The sequence below is a fragment of the Clostridium sp. FP2 genome, from assembly GCF_011065955.2.
Taxonomy (GTDB): Bacteria; Bacillota; Clostridia; order Clostridiales; family Clostridiaceae; genus Clostridium_AD; species Clostridium_AD tagluense.
Genome location: NZ_JAAMNI020000001.1, coordinates 2,499,445 through 2,513,796 on the forward strand (window position 1 = coordinate 2,499,445; position 14,352 = coordinate 2,513,796).

Genomic DNA, 14,352 nt, shown 5'->3' on the forward strand with positions numbered 1-14,352 from the left:
ATTCAGCGTTTTTCTTATATTATGCTATAACGAAAAGTATATATAAGAAAAGATCCTAATTTCAAAAATATGATTATAGTTTATTTTCCATAGGAAGTCCAATCCTTATGGTTGTTCCAATTTCAGGTCTGCTTTCAACTATAATGGAGCCGTTATGCCTGCCAATAATCCATTTTGCTATAGATAAACCAAGTCCGGTTCCACCACTTTCTTTTGTTCTTGACTTATCACATCTATAAAATCTATTGAAAATATGGGGAAGATCTTCTTTAGAAATACCTATTCCTGTATCTATAATTTCAAGAATTAGATTCTTCTTTTTAATATAACTATTTAACACAATACGTCCACCGCTAGGGGTGTACTTTATGCTATTATCTATAAAAACTCTTAATGCTTGCTTAAGTAATTTTTTATCTGCATAAACAGAAACTTGCTGATTTACATCAGTTTTAATTTCATGTAAAGCATCAATTAGTTTTGTTTCCTTTATAATTTCATCTACTAATTCATTAATATAAAAACTAGTTTTTTCGATTTTTTGAGTGTTCTTATCACTTCTTGCAAGAAATAAAAGTTTTTCTACTAACTGCTGCATATCGCAGGCTTCACTCCTTATAGCAGTTATAGATTCCTCTAATACTTCTTTATCATCTTTTCCCCAGCGGTACAGCATATTTGCATAGCCTTGAATTACAGCTATTGGTGTTCGAAGCTCATGAGAAGCATCTGATACAAATTGGTTTTGCTGTTCATAGGAAGTTTGAATACCATCTAACATTTTATTAATAGTTTCAGCTAAATCTTTTAGCTCATCCTGGGAAACACTAACATTCAATCTGGTTTCTAAAGCATTAATTGAAATAGCTTTTGTGGTTTTTGTCATGTCTTTTATAGGTAGAAGCATTTTCTTACTGGCTTTAGAACCCACACCTAAGGTAAACATTAAAGAGAATATATTTACGAAAAAAATAATTAAAGAAAAAATGCCCCAATATTCATTTTCCTTTTTAAGGTCTTTAGAAAGCTGAAGATAAAAGATTTTATTATTTTGATCGAGTTTAGTAGTAATAAAAACAAGTTGTTGGTTTATTTCATTAATAACAGGGTAAGTTGAGGCATCTTTATGGAAATATATCTCGTTTTTATTCTTTTGGGTAGAATAAACAAGATTTTCACTTTTATCAAAAACATTAAAGGTTATGTACTCTATATTAGAAAAAATATTAATATTAAAGCTTTGAAGATCTTTGTCTAATTTAGCATAATTAACAGCTACTGAACTGTATCTAGTAAGTTCACCCTGAACTTCATGTAGTAGAAAAAATCTAAAGCCTATAATTAAAGCAACGCTTAATAGAAGCAGTGTAGTAGAAAAAATAAGTGTGTATACTGCAGTCATTTTAAAACTAATGGAAAATCTTAATCTTTTATGAATTTTGTAAATTAATTGCTTTAATAACTTTGGTATAAAACTCAATATGATTGATATTGCCTTGTAGAGAAATCGCAAGCATTGCGAAAGAAAACGAAAGTATTGTAACATAAACTTAGAGAAAAATTTTAAATTATTCATCTTTTAAAAGGTATCCCACCCCCCGAATAGTATAAATAAATTTCTTGTTGAATCTATCATCTATTTTACTTCTTAAATATCTAATGTAAACATCAACTACATTAGTATCACCCATATATTCATAGCCCCATACTATATCAATAATTTTATTTCTTGTAAGTACAATATTTTTATTTTCAATTAGGTATTTAAGTAAATCGAATTCCGTTTTAGTTAGTTCAATAGAACTATTTTTAAAGCTAACCATATGGGCATCTAAGTCTATAGACAATTCGCTAGCAGATAATATATTAGTGCTTTCTTTAAATACAGGCACTTTTTTTAATGCTGTTCTTATTCTTGCTAGTAATTCTTCAATAGCAAAAGGCTTAGTCATATAGTCATCAGCGCCTATGTCAAGACCCATAACTTTATCCATTATCTCATCTTTAGCAGTAAGCATTATAATGGGAACTGCAGACACTTGTCTTAGGCGTCTTAATACTTCTAGCCCGTTTAAAGATGGTAGCATAACATCAAGAATTATTATATCAAAAGTTTCGTTAAGGGCTTTATCTAAACCCTCACGTCCGTCATGGCATTGATAAACGCTATACCCCTCATAAGTTAATTCTAATTCAAGAAATCGTGCTATTTTTATTTCATCCTCAATTATTAAAATTTTTTGTCCACTCATATATAATTTAACCCCCAAAATATATTATATTAGTCACCAAATTTTCGCACATAATAACATAGAGAAGTTATGTGCGAAAGTTGAGTTAATAACCATACTTTTATTATATATTACTTTATATATAATTGCAGACAATCAGATTTATATTTTTTTTATTATAAAAAAACAACCTACATAGATTAAATGTAGGTTATGAGGGGTTATTCACTTTTCATTTCTTCTGTGATTTTTGTAGTTACTTTATTAACAGCAATGGACATCTTATCAAAAATATTATTTACTTCTAAATCTTCATTGTTTTTCTTTTGAATTCTTATTTTATGGTTAGTTGCGAGGGCTAATATTAATGCTGTGATTACAATAGGTGTAGCTACTATAGTTATTATAACTCCTAGAGTTACACAGATATTTAATACTACAGCATCATCTTTTTTAACTATTATTTTTGTTTCGTTCCCTTTTTTAATAAGTTTTTTTACTTTCTTAAAGAATTTACTTTCGCTAGAAGGGATCTCGTCGGGTTTAATCTTATTTTGTTTTTCAAGATATACTAGTGCACAAAGAAGGTCTCCGTCATTTTGCTCTAAGGCGGCTTTAGCATCCTCATAACTTACATTAGCTCTTTTTCTTAACTCATCAATTTGTTCTAAATTTATTGACATTTAAACTCCTCCTAATTTTTATTTGGGTTGTGTAAGAATTATTTGTTTTCTATGTTTTTATTATATAATGTAAGTATTAAGGCATTATTAGTAGGAGATTAGAATTGCATTAGAAATTTCTTTCCATGAGATTAATAAGAGTGATATATTTAAAGTGAGAAATGGAGTGATATATATGATCACATTAACAGAACAGCAAGCACAAAGCATAGTAGATAGAATGATGAATGTAATACCATATAATGTTAATATTATGAATGAAAAGGGAATTATTATTGGAAGTGGAGACAAAAATAGATTATATAAGCTACATGAAGGAGCTATGGAAGCTATAGCTAAGAAAAATATGATTGAAATTTTGCAAGGTGGGTTAGACACAAAGCCAGGGGTAAATACGCCTATACTTTTTCAAAATAAAGTTGTTGGGGTTATAGGAATTACAGGTAAACCAGAAGAGGTTAAACCTTTTGTTGAACTAGTTAGAATAACTGCTGAACTTTTAGTGAATCAGGAGTATGTTCTATTTCAAAGAAAAATTAGTGAACAGTTAAAAGATGAGTTTTTATATGAATTAACCTATCGAAAAATCAACTATAATCAAGATTTTAAAGAACGAGGAGATGCTTTGGGAATCGATGTATCTATTCCTAGGATGGCTGTTGTATTAACTTTTAATGAGAGCTGTATTGAAAAAGTAAAGGGTAACTTGTTGAATTTTATAAGGAGCGATGAGTTCTTTTTAAAACTTAACCCTTCAACTATTGTTATTTATATGTATTATGACAGTCTTGTTACTAAAAGATTAGAAAGGTTTTTATGCAAAAAAGAAGAGCATTGCCTTGAGGTAGGGGTAGGGTTAAATGAAAGTGTTTTTGGCGTATCATTTAAACAAGCAAACACGGCCCTTGAAATTGGTAAAAAGCTTCAAGTAGAAAGAAAAATCCATCTATATAAAGATGTAGAATTTATTTCACTTATAGCAAGTTTTAAAGGAAATAGTGAGATGGAAAATATAATTGTAAAGTTAGAAGCTGAGAATAAATTAGACTTATTAACAACACTGATTACATATATAAATATGAATGGGCAAGCAAACAAGACTGCTGAGGCACTTTATATTCATAGAAATACATTGAATTATAGGTTAGAAAAGGTTGAAGAGGTTACTGGGAAAAATCCCAAGAACTTAATTGATCTGTTTCAATTATATACTGCATATATTTTATCCCAGATTTAACCACATTTCAGAGGGATAGTCCCACACTTATATAAAATGGTTATGATTTAATTGTTCAAATGCACAAAAAATGTGGAGTAAATCTTAAACAATTGCCTAATGTTTATATATTTGAATTCGTTTACAATATAGAAAAGGAACAAAGGAGGAACAAATATGCAAATAACAGCATTAGGCGCAATTATCGCACTTATATTAGCAATTATTTTAATAATTAAAAAGGTTCATCCAGCATATGCACTTATATTAGGTGCATTAATTGGCGGGTTAGTAGGTGGAGCAGGACTAACAGACACTGTTAAAATTATGATTGAGGGTGCAAAAGGCATTATGCCAGCCATCTTAAGAATACTTACTGCTGGAGTTTTAGCAGGTGTGCTTATAGAATCAGGCGCTGCTGCAAAGATTGCAGAAACTATTGTAGATAAAATAGGAGAAAATAATTCTCTAGTAGCACTGGCACTAGCAACGTTAGTACTGACATCTGTAGGTGTCTTCGTAGATGTAGCAGTTATTACAGTGGCACCAATAGCAATGTCTATTGCTAGTCGTGCCAAATTGTCGAAAACATCCATACTTATTGCTATGATAGGAGGCGGCTATTTTACTTATTGGTACAGGAACTCTTGCAGGAATTATAGCGAATTCTGGGTTAAAAGACGTAATTATTCAAGGACTTGTTGCTTCAGGACTTCCTGTATATGCATTAGCGCCAATAGCAGGAATATTAATGTCGGCGGCTACAGCCTCCACTACATCGGGTACTGCAGTAGCAAGTACAGTATTTGGTGGAACCATATTGGACCTTGGAGTTTCACCTCTTTCCGCAGCAGCAATGATTCATAGTGGAGCAACAGTTTTAGATCATCTCCCACATGGAAGTTTTTTTCATGCTACAGGTGGAAGTATGTTTATGGATATGAAAGAAAGATTAAAACTTATACCCTATGAATCATTAGTTGGTTTAACTATGACTTTAGTGTCAACTGTGATATTTGGGATAATGCGTTAGAAAAATAAGTATTTATATTAATAATAAAATATATATCAAGGCACAAATTATAGACTTACTTTGGAAAGGATAGATAAATATGAAATTTTTGTTAGCAACAGATTCCTTTAAGGAAAGTATGACAGCAAAAGAGGCAGCGGATGCTATGGAAAGAGGGATTAGAAAGGTTATTCCCTATGCAGAATGCATTAAGGTTCCAATGGCTGATGGTGGAGAAGGAACAGTACAGTCTCTTGTAGATGCAACAGAAGGTGAACTATATAAAGTGCTAGTTAAAGGGCCTCTTGGTGATGAAGTCGAGGCTACATTTGGAGTACTTGGAGATAAAAAAACAGCAGTAATTGAGATGGCTAGCGCTAGTGGTTTACACCTTGTGCCTAGGGGGAAAAGAAATCCTCTTTTAACTACCACTTATGGTACAGGACAATTAATTAAAGCTGCCCTAGATAAGGGCGTTAATCATTTGATCATAGGAATAGGTGGTAGTGCTACAAATGATGGCGGAGCAGGAATGATACAAGCACTTGGTGGAAAGCTGTTAACATTGGATAATGAAGAAATCAATTTAGGTGGCGGATATTTAAATCTTCTTCATAAGATAGACTTAGATGGACTAGATAAAAGACTTAAAGGTACTAAGATTGAAGTAGCTTGTGATGTTACGAGCCCCTTAACAGGAAAAAATGGTGCGTCTTATGTTTTTGGGCCGCAAAAGGGAGCCACTCTCGAAATGGTGAAAATTTTAGATGATAATTTAAGTCACTATGCAAAAATTATAAAACAGCAGTTAGGTATGGATATTGAAAGTATTCCTGGAGCGGGAGCTGCAGGTGGGCTAGGTGCAGGACTTCTTGCTTTCTTTCGTGCAGAACTTAAAAGGGGAATAGAATTGGTTACAGAACATACTAAACTTAAAGAAAAAATGCAATATGCGGATTATGTGTTTACTGGAGAAGGAAGTATAGATGCACAAACACTTTATGGTAAAACACCCCTTGGAGTGGCTTTAATAGCAAAAGAATATAATATACCTGTTATAGCCTTTGCAGGACGTATAGGTGATGGAGTAGAGGCATTATATGAGCATGGAATAAATTCTATAATAGGCATATTATCAGAAGCTGACACAATTGAAAAAGCACTTAAAAAAGGGCCGGAAAATATTGAAAGAACTTGTGAAAATATAGCTAGAATTATCTTGCTTAATAAATAAGTTTTGTAATAACAAAATAGTTCTTAATAAGACACTAAGGTCTTATTAAGAACTATTTTACTGTTTTTATGTTAAGGAAAATCCCCTTCACTCTCAACTTTCAATTCTAAACTGTAGCCCCTTCAGTGTATCTAAAGCAGCTTTTGATATGGTCATTTATTATGCCTGTAGCTTGAAGATGAGCATAAGTTATAGTGGAACCTAAGAACTTAAAACCACGTTTTTTTAAATCCTTGCTAACCTTATCTGATAATTCAGAGGTTGCGGGCACATTTGCAATACTGTCCCAATGGTTAATTATAGGGCTATTATCCACGAAAGCCCATATGTAAGCGTCAAAGCTACCAAACTCCTCTTGGATTTTAATAAACATCACAGCATTATTTATGGAAGCTGCTATTTTAAGTTTATTCCTAATAATGCCTTTATTTTGAATAAGCTCAATAACTTTTTCATCATCGTATTGTGCTATTTTATTAAAATCAAAATCATCGTAGGCTTTTCTATAGTTTTCTCTTTTTCTAAGTATGGTAATCCAGCTGAGCCCTGCTTGAGCAGATTCAAGAATAAGAAATTCAAAATGCTTTCTATCTTCGTGGACTGGTACTCCCCATTCTTCATCATGGTATTTCATATACAGTGGATCATTTCCACACCAATCGCATCTATCCAATTTACTACACCTCTTTCAAAGGTTATTAATTTTACTATATATTTTAATTATAGCATTCATAAATTTATTTTAAAAGCTATGATTTATACATAGTTTTATGTTGAGGCTCCTGCTAAAAGAACAAGAATTAATAATCTAGTAAAATTCAATAATAATTGCCACAAAATACTCGCTTTTAGAGGTTTTTGTACAACGTTATGTAAAGATGATGGATGCAATGCATGTGGTACTATTCGCCGTAAACTAGTATTTGTACTTCCAGCCGATATTGAAGACCCTGAAGAATTAGACGTTCGTTGTGCAGCCAATTATATATATCCATGTGAGTAAAGCAATTATGTACCTATATAAAGGGATAGTGAGGACATTCATTATCCCTTTTTTATTGAAACTAGGGATATGTAAATAAATAAATTTATCATATATTAAAATTTGTAATAGGAATTATGTGTCTAAACATGGTATAATATAAACTTATGAGTTAAAAATATATTTAAGTTATGCTTAAAAATTATATATGAAACAAGAGAGGAAGTTAAAATGAGTAACATAAAATTTGAGGAATTTAGTATTAGTGAAGAAATATTAAAAGCAATTGTTAATTTAGGATATAAAAACCCTTCAGAGGTTCAAGCTGCAGTAATACCTATAGCTCTAAAAGGTAGGGATATAATAGTAAAATCACAAACAGGTAGCGGAAAAACAGCAGCTTTTGCTATTCCACTTTGTGAAAGTGCAGATATAGAGGAAACAGAGCCTCAAGCACTAGTATTAACACCTACTAGAGAACTAGCACTTCAAGTAAGCCAAGACATAACACAAATAGGTAGGTATAAAAAAATTAGAGCTATAGCTGTTTTTGGTAAGCAACCTATAGCAATGCAAGTAAAACAGTTAAAACAAAGGGTGCACGTAGTGGTTGGTACTCCTGGAAGAACCCTAGATCATATTGAAAGAGGCACTATTAATCTAGCCAAAGTAAAATATTTAATATTAGACGAAGCAGATGAAATGCTTAGTATGGGATTTATAGAACAAGTAGAAGAGGTTATTAAGGCTGTACCTAAAAATAGAGTTACTATGTTGTTTTCAGCTACAATACCAGAATCTATTGAAGCAATTTGTGTTAAATACATGGTAAATCCCGTTAAAATAGAAATAAACCCTGAAAATTTAACCGTTGATAAAATAGATCAAGTTTGCTATGAAGTAGAAGAAGATAAGAAATTCAGTGCGCTTAAGAGAATACTTTATATTGAGAGTCCAGATTCTTGCATAGTATTTTGCAGAACAAAAGAAAACGTTGATTCAATAACGGATCAAATGAAAAATCGTTATTATTCATGTATTAAGATACATGGAGGCATGCTTCAAAATGATAGATTAGATGCCATGGAAAGATTTAAAAAAGGTGAGTTTAGATTTTTAGTGGCAACAGACGTTGCTGCAAGAGGTATTGATGTGGAAAGCATAACTCATATTATAAATTATGATTTACCACTAGAAAAAGGTAACTATGTACATAGAATAGGTAGAACAGGACGTGCAGGAAAAAAAGGAAAAGCTATAACCTTTGCAACTCACTATGAAAATAAATTTTTACAAGCAATAGAACAGTATATTGGTATGGAGATACCTAAAGCAGAAGTTCCAACAAAAGAAGAATCAGAACCGTTCAGACAAGCATTTTACGAAAAACATGATGCTAAGCCTATTCTTAAAAAGACTAAAGCATCTAATTTTAGTAGTGATATAATGAAATTATATCTCAGTGCAGGTAAAAAGAAAAAAATAAGGACTGTAGATATTGTAGGAACTATTTGCAATATAGAAGGGGTTAGTTCTGAGGATATAGGCATTATAGATATTCAAGATAATTTTTCTCATGTAGATATTATGGGCGGAAAGGGCAAGTTAGTGTTAGAAGCCCTTAAAAATGGAACAATAAAGGGAAAAGCTATTAGAGTAGAGAAAGCAAATAAATAGTAATTGTTAGGTAGCTTTAGTGGATACTATAAACTAAAGTTTGTTTGATTAAATTAGAAGGACTAAGTGGGATACTTTTATTGGTTGGTTGTAAAATTTTTACAGTTAATATAGAAAAGAGACTTACTGCAACTTAGTATAAAATATTAATCTGCAGTAAGTCTCTTTTATTAGTGCTAGTAGCATGAGTAATACCAATAGGCAAGCCACATATTATAAAGAATATTAGGCATAATAAAATAAAAAAGTATAAAATAATGGCACACTGGAATATATTTTATTAACTAGGGAATTATAAATTTGTTTATAAACATAATTTAAATATTCTTTAATATGTGTTAAAATATAAAAGTTGTGGGAAAGATTTAGTAAAGAGTGACTTTCTTAAAACAAACAAGTAGGTGATATTAAGTATATCAATGATAATATAATAAATCATAATATTACCTGTTAAAAAGGAGAGCTAAAATGAAAACATTTCAGGAATTAGTTAATGAGACTTTAGAAGTTGAGGATTTAGAGGAATTAGAATCAGCAGCAGACTTATTTCAGTTTGGCATTGAAAAAGGGCATTATAATAAACGTCAAGCAGATCAATTTAACATTACATATTGGAAGATGAAAAATAAGTACTTAGCTTATGAAGTTGCAAAAGAAATAAAAGGTAATAAATTAGATATAATTAGTATGGTTACTAGCGCTCCAAACGAGATAAAAGAGAACAAAAGAGAACTTATCAATTATGTGAATGGGCGAGTTAAGGCACTAAAGGGTAAAATGAATGGTATGAAATAGCATTGCTATTTTGGAATAATAAAAAAGGGGTATCTATTGTTATAGGCGGATGAGCTTATAACAATAGATACCCTTTACTCATACAAATCACCTGCAAGCTTTTCCAATGCAGTTATATTTAAAATGACAATAGAATTTTTTTCTTTTTTTATTATGTTTTCATGGCATAATTTATTTATGGTTCTAATTAAATGTCTATAACTTGTACCAAGTAAATCAGCCATTTCTGTGAACTTATCTGTTATAATTCCACCATCTAAATTTGAATTCTGAGTATTTTCTGGTGTAATAGCAAGTAGATAGCTTGCTAATCTATTTTCTAGGGGATAAAGTATATTGATTGATGAGGCGATGGAGGAGCTAATAAACTTCTTGCCAAGGCTTGTACACATACATTTTAGAAAAGTAGAATCGTTAACAGCGTATTTTCTTATATTACTCATTGATATTCCAATGCACAAGCATTCATTTATTGCTTCAATATTTGAATTAGCTGTATCACAATCAATAAATTCTACATCTCCAATTATAATCATAGGTTTATATAATCTGAAAAGTAGAGATTTGCCATTTTTAAGTACAGTGTATACCTTTACTTTTCCTTCCACAAAAAAATAAAAATAGTCTATAGGTTCATTTGTTTTTACAAGGTGACTTCCTTTATCAAAGGCATGTAACTCCATATATTTTTTCATATCTACGCCAAAGAAACCTTCAATATTATATTTTTCTATGTAATTATCTAATTTAGTTTGATTATATATACGTTTCACTTAATTGGCCTCCTTGTAGTAATCTAGAAAGAAAAAAATTCATAATGTATCTAAGCCTTATTATAATTGTTTATTTTAGTTTTGTATAATAAATTTAATAAAAATATGACATGTGTCCTATAGAACTAGAAATTTATATGTTAGTCTTATCAAAGAAGTATAATGAACAATTAAAGAATGGAGGAAATTAAATGTATAAAGTATCTGCAGTATTAATAGGAATATTAATTGCTATAATGGTAACGTTTAATGGAGTTTTGGCAAACTATACAGATCAATATAGAGCAATATTAATAATTCATATAGTGGGGCTTATTGCTGTAATTATTATTTTATTATTAAAAAAAGAGAAACTTAACCTTAAAAAAAATATTCCATTTTACTTATTTAGTGGGGGTTTAATAGGAGTTTTTGTGGTTTTTTTAAATAATTTATGTTTCAATTCCCTTGGAGCTTCTTTAACACTATCCTTAGGGATTTTTGGGCAACTAGTATTAGCCTGCTTTATAGATCATTATGGCCTATTTGGCCTCAATATTTATAAGTTTAATAAGAAAAAAATTATTGGTTTTCTTATAATATTATCTGGGTTAGTAACAATGATAAAATATTAGATAGGGGAGGAAAAATATGTTATATATAATGTTAGCTGTTTTATGTGGTTGTATTACTATAATATCTATGATTATAAATTCACATCTAGCTAAAAAGATAGGGACGCTTCAAGGAACACTTATAAACTATATTGTAGGATTAACTACCACTATATTACTTATGATTATAGTGAAAAGCTCTGTAAGCCTCTCTTATAGTAGTTTTACTAAAATACCATGGTGGGCTCTTTTAGGTGGTTTACTTGGAGTAATAGTGGTTGCAAGTTCTAATATTGTGCTCCCTAAGATTCCCACAATATATACCACTTTGCTTATATTTATAGGTCAACTATTTACAGGGATACTCATTGATTATTTCAGAGTGGGTTTCATTTCAAAAGGTAAAATTATTGGTGGATTATTAATTCTCTTAGGATTATTATATAATTCTAATGTTGAAAAGAAAGAGCCGGATATAATAAAAAATTAAGGACAACTATTTTTACAGTTGTCCTTAATTTTTTTTTTATTTTTTTCAAAAAAAACTATTGCGCATGACGTAACGTAATGTGTTAATATACAATAGAAGGATAAATTCAAACATATTTAAGGTCTATGTTCCATAAGGGGTGATAACATTGAAAAATAATGAATCGCATTTTTTTACAATTGGTGAATTTGCAGAAAAAGCGGGTGTTACCTTAAGAACACTTAGATATTATGATAAAATTAGTTTAATGAAGCCTAGTTCTTACAGCGCAGTAGGGCATAGATTGTATAGTAATCAAGACTTTGCAAGGCTTCAACAAATTTTAACATTGAAATTTATTGGATTCTCTTTAGACGAAATTAAGAAAATAACTGAAAATGATGTTACTGATGAAAATTTTGTAAAATCCTTAGAAATACAAAAGAAAATTATGAAACAAAGAGCTGCACATACTTTCCTGGTAATAAAGGCTATTGATGAAGCCATTGACATGGAGAATAAGCAGAATGTAAGTTGGGATAAATTCACCAATATTATAAATGTAATTAATTCGGACAAAAGGTTAATTGAGCAATATGAAAATGCATCAAATTTAAGGGCCAGGATAAACATTCATGAGATGTTTAGTGTAAACAAATATGGATGGATGAGATGGTATTTTGATGAACTAAATCTACCTAAACAATGCACCATTCTTGAGCTTGGATGTGGTGATGCCAATTTGTGGGATAAAAATAAAGATAGAATTCCGAATGACCTAGATATTACGTTAAGTGATTTTTCAAGAGGAATGCTAAGTGATGCTAAGGCAAATTTAGGAAAAAAATCAGAGAATTTTAAGTTTCAAATTATAGACGCAGAGAATATACCTTATGATGATTGTAGCTTTGACGTTGTAATAGCAAACCATATGCTTTATCATGTAAACAACATTCAAAAGGCACTGTCAGAAATATGTAGGGTATTAAAGCCTGGTGGATATCTTTACTGTTCAACTGTTGGACAAAGTCATATGATGGAAATTAGAGATATTATGTCTAAGTTTAAATCAGAAACAATGGATATTAAAAGCTCAGATATTACTTCTAGATTTAGGCTAGAAAACGGTGCTGAAAAATTAAAAAAATGGTTTAATAATATAGAAATGAAAAGATATGAGGATAATTTAATTGTAACAGAGAAAGCACCTATTATTGATTATATGTTCTCAATGCCAGGGAATGTACGTGAAAGTTTTAATAATGAAAGACTTCAAGAGCTCAATAAATATTTGAAAGATAAAATTACTACAGAAGGTGGAATTTACATAACTAAGGATACAGGCTTCTTTAAGGCACAAAAGAGTCTATAACCCCAATTTTCATTTATGCTATAATTTTTAACTATTGTTGGTTAATTATAAGATTTAAGTAAAAAATAAATTATAAATAGTTTAATTTAAAAATAAAATTTAATTTGAAGGGTAGGATATATATGAAAATCAAAAATATTCCTTTTTCACCACCAGACATAACAGAAGCAGAGAAAAAACTTGTAATGGAGGTTTTAGATTCAGGTTGGATTACAACAGGACCGAAGACCATGGAGTTTGAAGATAAAATCGCGAAATATTGTGATGCTAATAATGCAGTAGCGCTATCAAGTGCAACTGCGGGTTTAGAACTTATATTAAAGGTTTATGACATTTCGGAGGGTGATGAAGTTATTACAACACCTTATACTTACACAGCTACAGCAAGTGTAATAGTCCATAGAGGAATTAAACCAACTTTTGTAGATGTTAAAGAAGGTAGTTTTTTAATAGATGAGCAAAAAATGGCTATGGCAATTACGCCTAAAACAAAAGCAATAATCACTGTAGATTTTGCAGGAGTTCCTGTAGATTATGATGCTATAAAAGCAGTGCTAAAGGAAAAAAATAGAGAAGATATTATATTTATATCAGATTCAGCTCATTCCTTTGGAGCAACATATAAAGGCAGCAAAGTTGGAACGCAGGCTGATTTTCATGTTTACTCCTTCCATGCGGTGAAAAATTTAATAACAGCTGAAGGTGGAGCTATTACCTTCAATGATAATAATTTTAAGGGCAAGGAAGATTTAAAGAAAGAGCTTAAAATTAATTCTCTTCATGGTCAGTCAAAGGATGCTTTGTCTAAGATGAAAGCAGGAGCTTGGAAATATGATATTATTACAGATGGCTTTAAATGTAATATGACAGATATTAATGCAGCTATAGGGCTTGCACAACTTGCAAGATATGAAGGAATGCTCACAAAAAGAAGAGCTATTTTTGATATATATACCACAGCGCTTAGGACTAAACCTTGGGCCATAATTCCTTTTACAAAAGATGAAAATAGCGAAACTTCTTATCATCTATATGCACTAAGATTAAAAGGATTTACTGAGATGCAGCGGGATGAATTAATACAAAAAGTTGCGGAATTAGGTATAGCTACTAATGTTCATTTTACGCCTTTACCAATGTTTACACTTTATAAAAACCTTGGATATTCTATAGAGGATTATCCAAATGCATATAATCAGTATGCAAATGAAATAACACTTCCAGTATATTCAACACTTAAATTAGAAGATGCAGAGTACGTAATTAATGAAGTAATAAGATGTGCTGATGAGATAAAGGCTAAATAATAAAAATT

Annotated in this window: 13 protein-coding genes and 1 pseudogene; 9 read left to right on the forward strand and 5 right to left on the reverse strand. The window is 30.7% G+C overall.

The annotated features are described in order from the left end of the window. Positions 1-73: 73 nt before the first annotated feature. The 3 genes from G9F71_RS11980 to G9F71_RS11990 form a co-directional block, all read right to left on the reverse strand. A complete protein-coding gene (locus G9F71_RS11980) occupies positions 74-1,402 on the reverse strand; it encodes a sensor histidine kinase (RefSeq protein ID WP_202017972.1) in 1,329 nt (442 codons plus the stop codon). 166 nt (positions 1,403-1,568) lie between these two features. Beyond that, on the reverse strand, positions 1,569-2,252 hold the full coding sequence (locus G9F71_RS11985; protein ID WP_164946381.1) for a response regulator transcription factor: 684 nt from the start codon (positions 2,250-2,252) through the stop codon (positions 1,569-1,571). Positions 2,253-2,452: 200 nt separating this feature from the next. Then, complete coding sequence (locus G9F71_RS11990) at positions 2,453-2,914, reverse strand: DUF4342 domain-containing protein (protein WP_164946382.1); 462 nt, start codon at positions 2,912-2,914, stop codon at positions 2,453-2,455. 175 nt (positions 2,915-3,089) lie between these two features. Here G9F71_RS11990 and G9F71_RS11995 point away from each other — a divergent pair, with 175 nt between their 5' ends. The 3 genes and pseudogenes from G9F71_RS11995 to G9F71_RS12005 all read left to right on the forward strand — a co-directional run bounded on the left by G9F71_RS11995 (position 3,090) and on the right by G9F71_RS12005 (position 6,376). Beyond that, complete coding sequence (locus G9F71_RS11995; RefSeq protein WP_164951164.1) at positions 3,090-4,151, forward strand: CdaR family transcriptional regulator; 1,062 nt, start codon at positions 3,090-3,092, stop codon at positions 4,149-4,151. A gap of 156 nt (positions 4,152-4,307) precedes the next feature. Then, positions 4,308-5,163, forward strand: a pseudogene (locus G9F71_RS12000) (hypothetical protein). Positions 5,164-5,242: 79 nt separating this feature from the next. Further along, positions 5,243-6,376: a glycerate kinase gene (locus tag G9F71_RS12005; protein WP_164951163.1), complete on the forward strand. Its 1,134-nt coding sequence runs from the start codon at positions 5,243-5,245 to the stop codon at positions 6,374-6,376. A 106-nt stretch (positions 6,377-6,482) separates the two neighbouring features. On the opposite strand, the gene G9F71_RS12010 is transcribed toward G9F71_RS12005, so the two are convergent. Beyond that, positions 6,483-7,049 carry a DNA-3-methyladenine glycosylase I gene (locus tag G9F71_RS12010; RefSeq protein WP_164951162.1) on the reverse strand — a complete coding sequence of 189 codons (567 nt, stop codon included), beginning with the start codon at positions 7,047-7,049 and terminating at the stop codon, positions 6,483-6,485. A 540-nt stretch (positions 7,050-7,589) separates the two neighbouring features. Here G9F71_RS12010 and G9F71_RS12015 point away from each other — a divergent pair. Continuing rightward, positions 7,590-9,035: a DEAD/DEAH box helicase gene (locus G9F71_RS12015; protein WP_164951161.1), complete on the forward strand. Its 1,446-nt coding sequence runs from the start codon at positions 7,590-7,592 to the stop codon at positions 9,033-9,035. 468 nt (positions 9,036-9,503) lie between these two features. Then, positions 9,504-9,830 carry a hypothetical protein gene (locus tag G9F71_RS12020; RefSeq protein ID WP_125000585.1) on the forward strand — a complete coding sequence of 109 codons (327 nt, stop codon included), beginning with the start codon at positions 9,504-9,506 and terminating at the stop codon, positions 9,828-9,830. Positions 9,831-9,904: 74 nt separating this feature from the next. Here G9F71_RS12020 and G9F71_RS12025 read toward each other — a convergent pair whose 3' ends face one another. Next, positions 9,905-10,603 (reverse strand): cyclic nucleotide-binding domain-containing protein, encoded by a 699-nt coding sequence (locus G9F71_RS12025; protein WP_164951160.1) that lies wholly within the window; start codon positions 10,601-10,603, stop codon positions 9,905-9,907. A gap of 191 nt (positions 10,604-10,794) precedes the next feature. On the opposite strand from G9F71_RS12025, the gene G9F71_RS12030 reads away from it, so the two are divergent. The 4 genes from G9F71_RS12030 to G9F71_RS12045 all read left to right on the forward strand — a co-directional run bounded on the left by G9F71_RS12030 (position 10,795) and on the right by G9F71_RS12045 (position 14,344). Further along, entirely contained in the window at positions 10,795-11,217 is a 423-nt protein-coding gene (locus tag G9F71_RS12030) for a DMT family transporter (RefSeq protein ID WP_164951159.1), read from the forward strand. 16 nt (positions 11,218-11,233) lie between these two features. Continuing rightward, positions 11,234-11,686, forward strand: coding sequence for a DMT family transporter (locus G9F71_RS12035; RefSeq protein ID WP_164951158.1), 453 nt, complete (start codon positions 11,234-11,236; stop codon positions 11,684-11,686). A gap of 148 nt (positions 11,687-11,834) precedes the next feature. Continuing rightward, complete coding sequence (locus tag G9F71_RS12040; protein WP_164946392.1) at positions 11,835-13,037, forward strand: MerR family transcriptional regulator; 1,203 nt, start codon at positions 11,835-11,837, stop codon at positions 13,035-13,037. Between the two features lie 128 nt (positions 13,038-13,165). Further along, positions 13,166-14,344: a DegT/DnrJ/EryC1/StrS family aminotransferase gene (locus G9F71_RS12045; RefSeq protein ID WP_187353495.1), complete on the forward strand. Its 1,179-nt coding sequence runs from the start codon at positions 13,166-13,168 to the stop codon at positions 14,342-14,344. Positions 14,345-14,352 lie beyond the last annotated feature (8 nt).

Excerpts from the sequence above, each read along its gene's own strand:
- G9F71_RS11980 (WP_202017972.1), bottom strand. The coding sequence starts at position 1,402 with ATGACTGCAGTATACACACTTATTTTTTCTACTACACTGCTTCTATTA.
- G9F71_RS11985 (WP_164946381.1), bottom strand. The coding sequence starts at position 2,252 with ATGAGTGGACAAAAAATTTTAATAATTGAGGATGAAATAAAAATAGCA.
- G9F71_RS11990 (WP_164946382.1), bottom strand. The coding sequence starts at position 2,914 with ATGTCAATAAATTTAGAACAAATTGATGAGTTAAGAAAAAGAGCTAAT.
- G9F71_RS11995 (WP_164951164.1), top strand. The coding sequence starts at position 3,090 with ATGATCACATTAACAGAACAGCAAGCACAAAGCATAGTAGATAGAATG.
- G9F71_RS12005 (WP_164951163.1), top strand. The coding sequence starts at position 5,243 with ATGAAATTTTTGTTAGCAACAGATTCCTTTAAGGAAAGTATGACAGCA.
- G9F71_RS12015 (WP_164951161.1), top strand. The coding sequence starts at position 7,590 with ATGAGTAACATAAAATTTGAGGAATTTAGTATTAGTGAAGAAATATTA.
- G9F71_RS12020 (WP_125000585.1), top strand. The coding sequence starts at position 9,504 with ATGAAAACATTTCAGGAATTAGTTAATGAGACTTTAGAAGTTGAGGAT.
- G9F71_RS12030 (WP_164951159.1), top strand. The coding sequence starts at position 10,795 with ATGTATAAAGTATCTGCAGTATTAATAGGAATATTAATTGCTATAATG.
- G9F71_RS12035 (WP_164951158.1), top strand. The coding sequence starts at position 11,234 with ATGTTATATATAATGTTAGCTGTTTTATGTGGTTGTATTACTATAATA.